The following is an 8,546-nucleotide window of genomic DNA, read 5'->3' as shown; positions in this document are numbered from 1 at the left end:
CCGGCGGCCGCCTTCGCGGGGGCCGCCGTCCGGGTCGGGGTCGCGCTCATGCCGCCACCGCCGACCGGTCGGCGCTGCCGGTGAGCTCGAGGAACAGCTGCTCGAGCCGGGCGCCCTGCGCCGGGCGCAGGTCCGTGACGAGGAGCCCGGCGTCGAGCGCCACCCGGGCGACCCGGCCGCCGTCCGCCTCGGCGGACACGACGTCGCCGTCGACGGCGCGCACCGTGACCCCCGCGCGGGAGAGCGCCTCGGCGAGACGCCGCGGCTCCGGAGTGGTCGCGACCGAACCGGTCCCGGCGAGCAGGGCGGTCTTGCTGCCCTGGGCGACGATCCGGCCGCGGCCGATGAGGACGAGCTCGTCGGCGACGAGCTCGACCTCGTGGAGCAGGTGCGACGAGAGCAGGACCGTCCGGCCCTGCGCGGCGAGCCCGGCGAGCAGCGTGCGCATCCAGTGGATGCCCTGCGGGTCGAGCCCGTTCGCCGGCTCGTCGAGCACGAGCACCTGCGGGTCGGGCAGCAGGGCGTGCGCGATCCCGAGCCGCTGCCGCATCCCGAGCGAGTAGTGCCGCACCCGGCGTCGGGACTCGTCGGCGGTGAGGCCGACGAGGTCGAGCATCTCGTCGACCCGGCTGCGCGGCCGGCCGGCGGCGATCGCGGCGAGCGTGAGGATCTCGCGTCCCGTGCGACCGGCGTGCTGCGCGGCGGCGTCGAGCAGGGTGCCGACGTGCGCGGCCGGCGTCGGCAGGTCGCGGTAGGCGCGGCCCAGCACGGTGACGCGCCCGGACGTCGGCGGGGTGAGCCCGCAGACCATCCGCAGCGCGGTGGACTTGCCGGCCCCGTTCGGGCCGAGGAAGCCGGTCACGAGGCCCGGCCGGGCCTCGAAGGTGACGTCGTCGACGGCGGTGAACCCGCCGTACCGCTTGGTGAGGTTCTCGAGTCGGATCATGCCGACAAACCTCGCCGCCGGACCGTGCCGGCAGGCACCCCCGGACGGCGACGGGGTGGCGTCGAAGGTCGGCCGCCCGGTCGACCTTCGGTGGTGCCGGGGTCGCCGGGGGCCCTCCTACGCTGACGGGTATGACGACCACCCCGACGGGCCCGCCCGGGCAGCCGCCGCTGACCCGGTGGGGCCACACGTGGCGCGTCCTCGTGGCGGCGGTCGCCGGCGTCGTCTCGCTCCTCGTCGTCTTCGCCGAGATGCCCGACCCGGACGCCCTGTCCGACCGGCTGTCGCTCCTGCTCGTCGTGGACGTGTTCGTCCTCGGTCCGCTCTCGCTGGGGCTGCTGCTCCTGCACCGCCGTCTCCCGATGACCGTCGCGCTGGTGACGAACGCGCTCGGTGCCGTCTCGGGCGTCGCCGGGCCGGCCGGCCTGGTGACCCTCGTGTCGGTCGCCACCCGGCGCCGGTGGCGCGAGATCGTGCCCGTCGCGCTGGTCTCCGTCTCGGCCGGGATGGTCTTCGAGTACGTGTACCCCAGCCGGGACCCGCTGGAGTGGTGGCTGCTGCTGCCGCTCCTGTGCGTCCTCGTCGGCGGGCTCGTCGCCTGGGGGCTCTACCTCGGCACACGCCGCGAGCTCGTCGAGTCGTGGCGGCTGCGCGCCGAGGCGGCCGACCGGGAGCAGGCCGTGGCCGCCGAGCGGGCCCGCGAGGCCGAACGCGCCCGGATCGCCCGCGAGATGCACGACGTCCTCGCGCACCGGCTCTCCCTCGTCTCGATGCACGCGGGGGTCCTGGCCTTCCGGGCGGACCTGGAGCCGGGCGAGGTGCGCAGCGAGGCCCGGGTCATCGCCGAGGCGTCCCGGCAGGCGCTCGACGAGCTGCGGGGCGTGCTCGGGGTGCTGCGCGACAGCGACGCGGGCCGGCCGCCGCAGCCGACCGTCGCCGACCTCGCCGACCTCGTCGACCAGGCCCGGACGGCGGGCCCGGTCGACCTGGAGACCCGGCTGGACGGCGAGCCGCCCGCGCCGCTCGGGCGGCACGTCTACCGCGTCGTGCAGGAGGGCCTGACCAACGCCCGCAAGCACGCCCCGGGTGCCGCGGTGACCGTGCGGGTGACCGGCCGCCCCGGCGACGACCTCGAGGTCGAGGTCCGCAACGGCGCCTCGATCGTCGTAGCGGTCGGCGCCGGGGCACCGGGCGGCTCCGGGCTCGGTCTCGTGGGCCTCGCGGAGCGGGCCTCGCTCGCCGGTGGTCGGATGGAGTCCGGGCGGACGGCGGACGGCGGCTGGTCGTTGCGGGTGCTGCTGCCGTGGCCGGCGACGGAGGACCATGACTGACCGCGGGAACGGCCCGGACACCGACCGGGTGCGGGTGCTCGTCGTGGACGACGACCCGCTCGTCCGGTCGGCGCTGCGCCTCGTGCTCGGTGCCGACCCTCGGGTCGAGCTCGTCGGCGAGGCGGCCGACGGCGTCGAGGCCCGGGCCGCGGCGGCGTCGCTGCACCCGGACGTCGTTCTCATGGACGTCCGGATGCCCCGCGAGGACGGCATCACCGCCACCGCGCACCTGGTGGCCGGGCCCCGGCCGCCCGCGGTCGTCGTCCTCACGACCTTCGACGCCGACGAGACGGTGCTGGCGGCGGTCCGCGCCGGGGCGAGCGGCTTCCTGCTCAAGGACACCCCGCCGGAGCAGATCCTCACCGCCGTGCACCGGGTGCACGCCGGGGAGCCGATGCTCTCGCCGTCCGTGGCCCGGACCGTGATGGCCGCCGTCGCGACGGCCGGCGGCTCCGGCCGCGGCGAGGCGGCCCGGGCGCAGCTCGACGGGCTCGGGGAGCGCGAGCGCCAGGTGGCCGTCGCGATCGGCCGCGGCCTGACGAGCGCCGAGATCGCCGGCGAGCTCTACCTGTCGGTCGCCACGGTGAAGTCCTACGTCACCGCGCTGCTCGCCAAGCTCGACGCCGCGAACCGGGTCCAGATCGCGATCCGCGTCCACGACGCCGGCCTGCTCTGACGCTGCTCGAGGGTTGTTGACAGGTTGCCAACAAGCGGGTGATGCTTCGGGGCGAGCCTGGGAGCAGTCGCGACGGAGGGACCCCCGCCATGGCAGTCGACACGCACGCAGGTGCTGCGCCCACGGGGGCGGGTCGCCGGGCGCCGGCGCCGCTCGCCGTCCGCTCGCCGTGGCGCACCCAGGAGCACGACGACCTCGCCGACCTCGCGCGCACCTTCTTCACCAAGGAGGTCATGCCGCACGAGGAGCGCCTCCTCGCGCAGGGCCACCCCGACCGGGCGGACTACCTCGCCGCCGGTCGGCTCGGGCTGCTCTGCCCGTCCGTGCCCGAGCACCTCGGCGGCGGGGGCGGCACGTTCGCGCACGAGGCCGTCGTCCTCGAGGAGCAGGTCCGCAGCGGTGAGTCGACCCTCGGGCTCGGGGTCCACAACGGGATCATCCCCGGCTACCTGCTCGCCTACGGCACGCCCGAGCAGCAGCAGCGCTGGCTGCCAGGGCTGTGCAGCGGCGAGACGGTCGGTGCGATCGCGATGACCGAGCCGGGCGGCGGCTCGGACCTCCAGGCGCTGCGCACCCGGGCCGAGCGGGACGGCGACGAGTACGTCGTCACCGGCTCGAAGACGTTCATCACCAACGGGATCCTCGCCGACCTGCTGATCCTCGCGGTGAAGACCGACACCTCCGCGGGCGCCAAGGGCATCTCGCTGCTCGTCTGCGAGCTCGGCGACGACGTCCCGGGCTTCCGGCGCGGGCGCAAGCTCGACAAGCTCGGCCTGCAGGGCAACGACACCGCGGAGCTGTTCTTCGACGGGATGCGGGTGCCGGCCGCGAACCTGCTCGGCCCGGCCGAGGGGCTCGGCTTCGTCCAGATGATGCAGCAGCTCCCGCAGGAGCGGCTCGTCATCGGCGTCACCGCCGTCGCGGCCATGGAGCGCGCCGTCGAGCTGACGGTGGCGTACACCAAGGAGCGGATGGCCTTCGGCAAGCCGCTCTTCGAGCAGCAGAACACCCGCTTCGTGCTCGCCGAGTGCCTCGCGCTCGCGCGCTCCGGGCGCACCTTCGCCGACGACTGCGTCGTCCGGCACCTCGCCGGCGAGCTGGACGTCGCGACCGCGGCGCTGTCGAAGTTCCACCTCACCGACAGCCAGTGCACCGTCGTCGACAAGTGCCTGCAGCTGTTCGGCGGCTACGGCTACACCACCGAGTACCCGATCGCGCGGATGTACGCCGACGCGCGGGTGCAGAAGATCTACGCCGGGTCGAACGAGATCATGAAGGAGCTCGTCGCCCGTGCGCTCTGAGGCCCCAGAACCGTTCCGGAACAGGGAGAAGCGATGACCGAGGCCTACATCTACGACGCGCTGCGGACGCCGCGCGGCAAGGGCCGGGCGACCGGCTCCCTGCACGGGGTCAAGCCCGTGACGCTCGTCGTCGGGCTCATCGACGCGCTGCGCGAGCGCAACCCCGGCCTGGACACCGACCGGCTGGACGACGTCCTGCTCGGCGTCGTGTCCCCGGTCGGCGACCAGGGCGCGGACATCGCCCGGACGGCGGGGATCGCCGCCGGGCTGCCCGACACCGTCGGGGGCGTGCAGCTCAACCGCTTCTGCGCCAGCGGGTTGGAGGCGGTGAACCTCGCCGCCCAGAAGGTCCGCTCGGGCTGGGACCACCTCGTCGTCGCCGGCGGCATCGAGTCGATGTCCCGGGTGCCCATCGGCTCTGACGGCGGTGCGTGGGCGATGGACCCCGAGACGAACTACGACACGTCGTTCGTCCCGCAGGGCATCGGCGCCGACCTCATCGCGACCCTCGAGGGGTTCACCCGCGACGACGTCGACCTCTACGCGCTCGGCTCCCAGGAGCGGGCCGCGAAGGCCTGGGCGGGCGGGCACTTCGCGCGCTCGGTCGTCCCGGTCCGCGACCGCAACGGCCTGGAGATCCTCGCCCACGACGAGCACATGCGGCCCGAGACGTCGATCGAGGGCCTGGGCACGCTGCCGCCCGCGTTCGCCGCGATGGGGGAGATGGGCGGCTTCGACGCCGTCGCGCTCCAGAAGTACCACTGGGTCGAGAAGATCGACCACGTCCACACCGCGGGCAACTCCTCGGGCATCGTCGACGGCGCCGCGCTCGTGCTCGTCGGCAGCGAGCAGGTCGGGGCCGACCTCGGCCTCACCCCGCGGGCCCGGGTCGTCGCGACCGCGGTGAGCGGCGCCGACCCGACGATCATGCTCACCGGCCCGACACCCGCGAGCCGCAAGGCGCTGGCGACCGCCGGGCTCACGGTCGACGACATCGACCTCTTCGAGATCAACGAGGCGTTCGCGTCCGTCGTCCTCAAGTTCACCAAGGACCTCGGGCTCGACCCCGAGAAGGTCAACGTCAACGGCGGCGCCATCGCCATGGGCCACCCGCTCGGCGCGACGGGCGCGATGCTCGTCGGCACCGTCGTCGACGAGCTCGAGCGCCGTGACGCGCGCCGGGCCCTGGTCACCCTGTGCATCGGCGGCGGCATGGGCGTCGCCACCATCATCGAGAGGGTCTGAGACGTGACGCAGCACGACGGCTCCACCCACGGCAGCAGCCAGGACAGCCCCGCGATCCGCTGGGAGCAGGGTGAGGACGGCGTCGTCGTCCTCACCCTCGACGACCCGGGCCAGTCCGCGAACACGATGAACGACACCTACCGCCGGTCGATGGCGGCCACGGTCGCCCGGCTCGAGGCCGGGCGCGACGGCATCACCGGTGTCGTCGTCACGAGCGCCAAGAAGACCTTCTTCGCCGGCGGCGACCTCAAGCTCATGGTCGGGGCGGGCCCCGCGGACGCCGCGGCCCTCACCGAGAGCGTCGACGGCATGAAGGCCGTGCTGCGCCGTCTCGAGCGGCTCGGCAAGCCGGTCGTCGCCGCGCTCAACGGGTCCGCGCTCGGCGGCGGCCTGGAGATCGCGCTCGCCTGCCACCACCGAGTCGCGCTCGACAACCCGAAGGCCCGCTTCGGGTTCCCCGAGGTGACCCTCGGGCTGCTCCCGGGCGCGGGCGGCGTGACCCGCACGGTGCGGATGTTCGGCATCGCGAACGCCCTCATGTCCGTGCTGCTCGAGGGCAAGCAGCTGCGGCCGGCCCAGGCCAAGGAGGTCGGGCTCGTCGACGAGGTCGTCGCGACGCCCGAGGAGATGATGGCCGCGGCCCGCGCATGGATCGCGGCCAACCCGGCGCCGTCCCAGCCCTGGGACGTCAAGGGCTTCCGGATCCCCGGCGGGACGCCGTCCACGCCGTCGTTCGCGGCGAACCTGCCCGCGTTCCCGGCGAACCTGCGCAAGCGGCTCAAGGGGGCGCCGATGCCGGCCCCGAAGGCGATCCTCGCGGCGGCCGTCGAGGGCGCGCAGGTCGACGTCGACACCGCGCTCGCCATCGAGACCCGCTACCTCGTCGAGCTGCTCTGCGGCCAGGTGTCGACGAACATGATCAAGGCCTTCTTCTTCTCCATGCAGTCGATCGCCGGCGGTGCGAGCCGGCCGAAGGACGTGCCCCAGCGGCCGGTCCGCAAGGTCGTCGTCCTCGGTGCGGGGATGATGGGCGCCGGCATCGCGTACGTCAGCGCCCAGGCCGGTATCGAGGTCGTCCTCAAGGACGTGACGCCCGAGTCCGCCGCGAAGGGCAAGGCGTACAGCGAGAAGCTCCTCGCCAAGGCGGTGCAGCGCGGCCGGACGACGCAGGAGGCGGCGGACGCCGTCCTCGCCCGGATCCACCCGACCGCCGACATGGCGGACGCCGCCGGCTGCGACCTCGTCGTCGAGGCCGTCTTCGAGGACCCGGCGCTCAAGAAGACCGTGCTCGCCGAGGTCGAGAAGGTCGTCGCGCCGGACGCGCTCATCGCCTCGAACACCTCGACGCTGCCGATCACCGACCTCGCGACCGGGGTCCAGCGGCAGGGCGACTTCATCGGGCTGCACTTCTTCTCGCCCGTCGACAAGATGCCGCTGCTCGAGATCGTCGTCGGGGCGTCGACCGGTGACGAGGCGCTCGCCCGTGCGTTCGACTACGCCCAGCAGATCCGCAAGACGCCGATCGTCGTCAACGACTCGCGCGGCTTCTTCACGAGCCGGGTCATCGGCCGCTTCATGGACGAGGCGGTCGCGATGGTCGCCGAGGGCGTGCACCCGCAGTCGGTCGAGCAGGCGGCGCTGCAGGCCGGCTACCCGACCGGGCCGCTCGCGCTCGCCGACGAGGTGAGCCTGACGCTCATGCAGCACATCCGGACGCAGACCGAGAAGGCCGCCGCGGCAGCGGGTCACACGGTCGCCGACAGCCCGTCGAAGGCCGTCGTCGACCGGCTCGTCGCGCTCGGTCGCCCGGGCCGCGCCGGGAAGGCCGGCTTCTACGAGTACGGCGAGGACGGCGCCCGGCTGCGGCTGTGGCCGGGCCTGTTCGCCGAGTTCGGCGCGAACGCCGGTGCCCGCTCCGCCGAGGAGGCGACGAACGGCGTGCCGTTCGGCGACCTCCAGGAGCGGATGCTCTTCGCCGAGGCCGTGGACGCCGTCCGCTGCCTCGACGAGGGCGTGCTCCGCACCAAGGAGGAGGGCGACATCGGCTCGATCCTCGGCATCGGCTTCCCGGCGTGGACCGGCGGCGTCCTGCAGTACGTCGAGGGCTACGCCGGAGGTGTCGCCGGGTTCGTCGCCCGGGCCCGCGAGCTCGAGGCGGCGTACGGTGCGCGGTTCGCGCCGCCGGCCTCGCTCGTCGAGCGCGCGGAGCGGGAGAGCGCCCCGGCGGGGGCCGCGTGAGCGCAGGCCCGCTCGCCGGGCTCCGGGTCGTCGAGCTCGCCGGGATCGGGCCGGCGCCGTTCGGCTGCATGGTCCTCGGGGACCTCGGCGCGGACGTCGTCCGGGTCGACCGCGCGGGCGGCACGTTCCTGCCGGACCCGTTCGGGCGCAACCGGCGCCGCACGGAGGTCGACCTCAAGTCGCCGTCCGGCGTGGCCGCCGTCCTCGACCTCGCGGCGGCGGCCGACGTCCTCGTCGACCCGTTCCGGCCCGGCGTCGCCGAGCGGCTCGGCATCGGCCCGCAGGAGTGCCTGGCCCGCAACCCCGGGCTCGTCTACGCCCGGATGACCGGCTGGGGACAGGACGGCCCGCTCGCCGCGCGGGCCGGGCACGACATCGACTACATCGCCCTGGCCGGCGCGCTCGAGCCGTTGCGCCGCAGCGGTTCGGCGCCGCAGGCCCCGATCAACCTCGTCGGCGACTTCGGCGGCGGCGGGATGCTCCTCGTCGTCGGGGTGCTCGCCGCCCTGCACGAGCGCAGCGTCTCCGGCCGCGGCCAGGTCGTCGACGCGGCGATGGTCGACGGCGCCTCGCTGCTCATGACGTTCGTCCACGGGCTGCGGGCCGCCGGGTTCTGGAGCCGGCCGCCGGGGGAGAACCTCCTCGACGGCGGCGTCCCCTGGTACGACACGTACGCGACGTCGGACGGCGGCTGGGTCGCCGTCGGCGCCCTCGAACCGCAGTTCTTCGCGCTGCTCATGACGACGCTCGGGCTCGACGGCGACCCAGCCGCCGTCCGACGTCGCGTACGTGTCGTACCAGGGGACGCC

The 8,546-nt window shown here is 74.5% G+C and carries 7 protein-coding genes; 6 read left to right on the top strand and 1 reads right to left on the bottom strand.

Annotated features, from left to right (window positions below; all coding sequences use genetic code 11):
- Nucleotides 1-46: 46 nt before the first annotated feature.
- Nucleotides 47-946: an ABC transporter ATP-binding protein gene (locus ECOMGDLI_RS03540; protein WP_088313757.1), complete on the bottom strand. Its 900-nt coding sequence runs from the start codon at nucleotides 944-946 to the stop codon at nucleotides 47-49.
- A gap of 131 nt (nucleotides 947-1,077) precedes the next feature.
- On the opposite strand from ECOMGDLI_RS03540, the gene ECOMGDLI_RS03535 reads away from it, so the two are divergent.
- The 6 genes from ECOMGDLI_RS03535 to ECOMGDLI_RS03510 all read left to right on the top strand — a co-directional run.
- A complete protein-coding gene (locus tag ECOMGDLI_RS03535; RefSeq protein ID WP_088313754.1) occupies nucleotides 1,078-2,277 on the top strand; it encodes a sensor histidine kinase in 1,200 nt (399 codons plus the stop codon).
- Complete coding sequence (locus ECOMGDLI_RS03530) at nucleotides 2,270-2,953, top strand: response regulator transcription factor (protein WP_088313751.1); 684 nt, start codon at nucleotides 2,270-2,272, stop codon at nucleotides 2,951-2,953. Before ECOMGDLI_RS03535 ends, ECOMGDLI_RS03530 begins: the two co-directional genes overlap by 8 nt.
- An 89-nt stretch (nucleotides 2,954-3,042) precedes the next feature.
- Nucleotides 3,043-4,254, top strand: coding sequence for an acyl-CoA dehydrogenase family protein (locus ECOMGDLI_RS03525; protein ID WP_088313747.1), 1,212 nt, complete (start codon nucleotides 3,043-3,045; stop codon nucleotides 4,252-4,254).
- A 33-nt stretch (nucleotides 4,255-4,287) separates the two neighbouring features.
- A complete protein-coding gene (locus ECOMGDLI_RS03520; protein WP_088313745.1) occupies nucleotides 4,288-5,499 on the top strand; it encodes an acetyl-CoA C-acetyltransferase in 1,212 nt (403 codons plus the stop codon).
- Between the two features lie 3 nt (nucleotides 5,500-5,502).
- On the top strand, nucleotides 5,503-7,737 hold the full coding sequence (locus ECOMGDLI_RS03515; RefSeq protein WP_233153299.1) for a 3-hydroxyacyl-CoA dehydrogenase NAD-binding domain-containing protein: 2,235 nt from the start codon (nucleotides 5,503-5,505) through the stop codon (nucleotides 7,735-7,737).
- The coding region (locus tag ECOMGDLI_RS03510) for a CaiB/BaiF CoA-transferase family protein (RefSeq protein WP_143447492.1) at nucleotides 7,734-8,546 on the top strand (813 nt) is incomplete at its 3' end. The genes ECOMGDLI_RS03515 and ECOMGDLI_RS03510, both read left to right, overlap by 4 nt.

The sequence above is a fragment of the Kineosporia sp. R_H_3 genome (assembly GCF_002198675.1).
GTDB lineage: Bacteria > Actinomycetota > Actinomycetes > Actinomycetales > Kineosporiaceae > R-H-3.
The sequence above is the reverse complement of the archived record's forward strand: the minus strand, read 5'-3'. Positions and strand labels throughout refer to the sequence as shown.

Bases quoted from the DNA above. Each gene is read 5' to 3' on its own strand.
- ECOMGDLI_RS03540 (WP_088313757.1), bottom strand. From the start codon at position 946: ATGATCCGACTCGAGAACCTCACCAAGCGGTACGGCGGGTTCACCGCC.
- ECOMGDLI_RS03535 (WP_088313754.1), top strand. From the start codon at position 1,078: ATGACGACCACCCCGACGGGCCCGCCCGGGCAGCCGCCGCTGACCCGG.
- ECOMGDLI_RS03530 (WP_088313751.1), top strand. From the start codon at position 2,270: ATGACTGACCGCGGGAACGGCCCGGACACCGACCGGGTGCGGGTGCTC.
- ECOMGDLI_RS03525 (WP_088313747.1), top strand. From the start codon at position 3,043: ATGGCAGTCGACACGCACGCAGGTGCTGCGCCCACGGGGGCGGGTCGC.
- ECOMGDLI_RS03520 (WP_088313745.1), top strand. From the start codon at position 4,288: ATGACCGAGGCCTACATCTACGACGCGCTGCGGACGCCGCGCGGCAAG.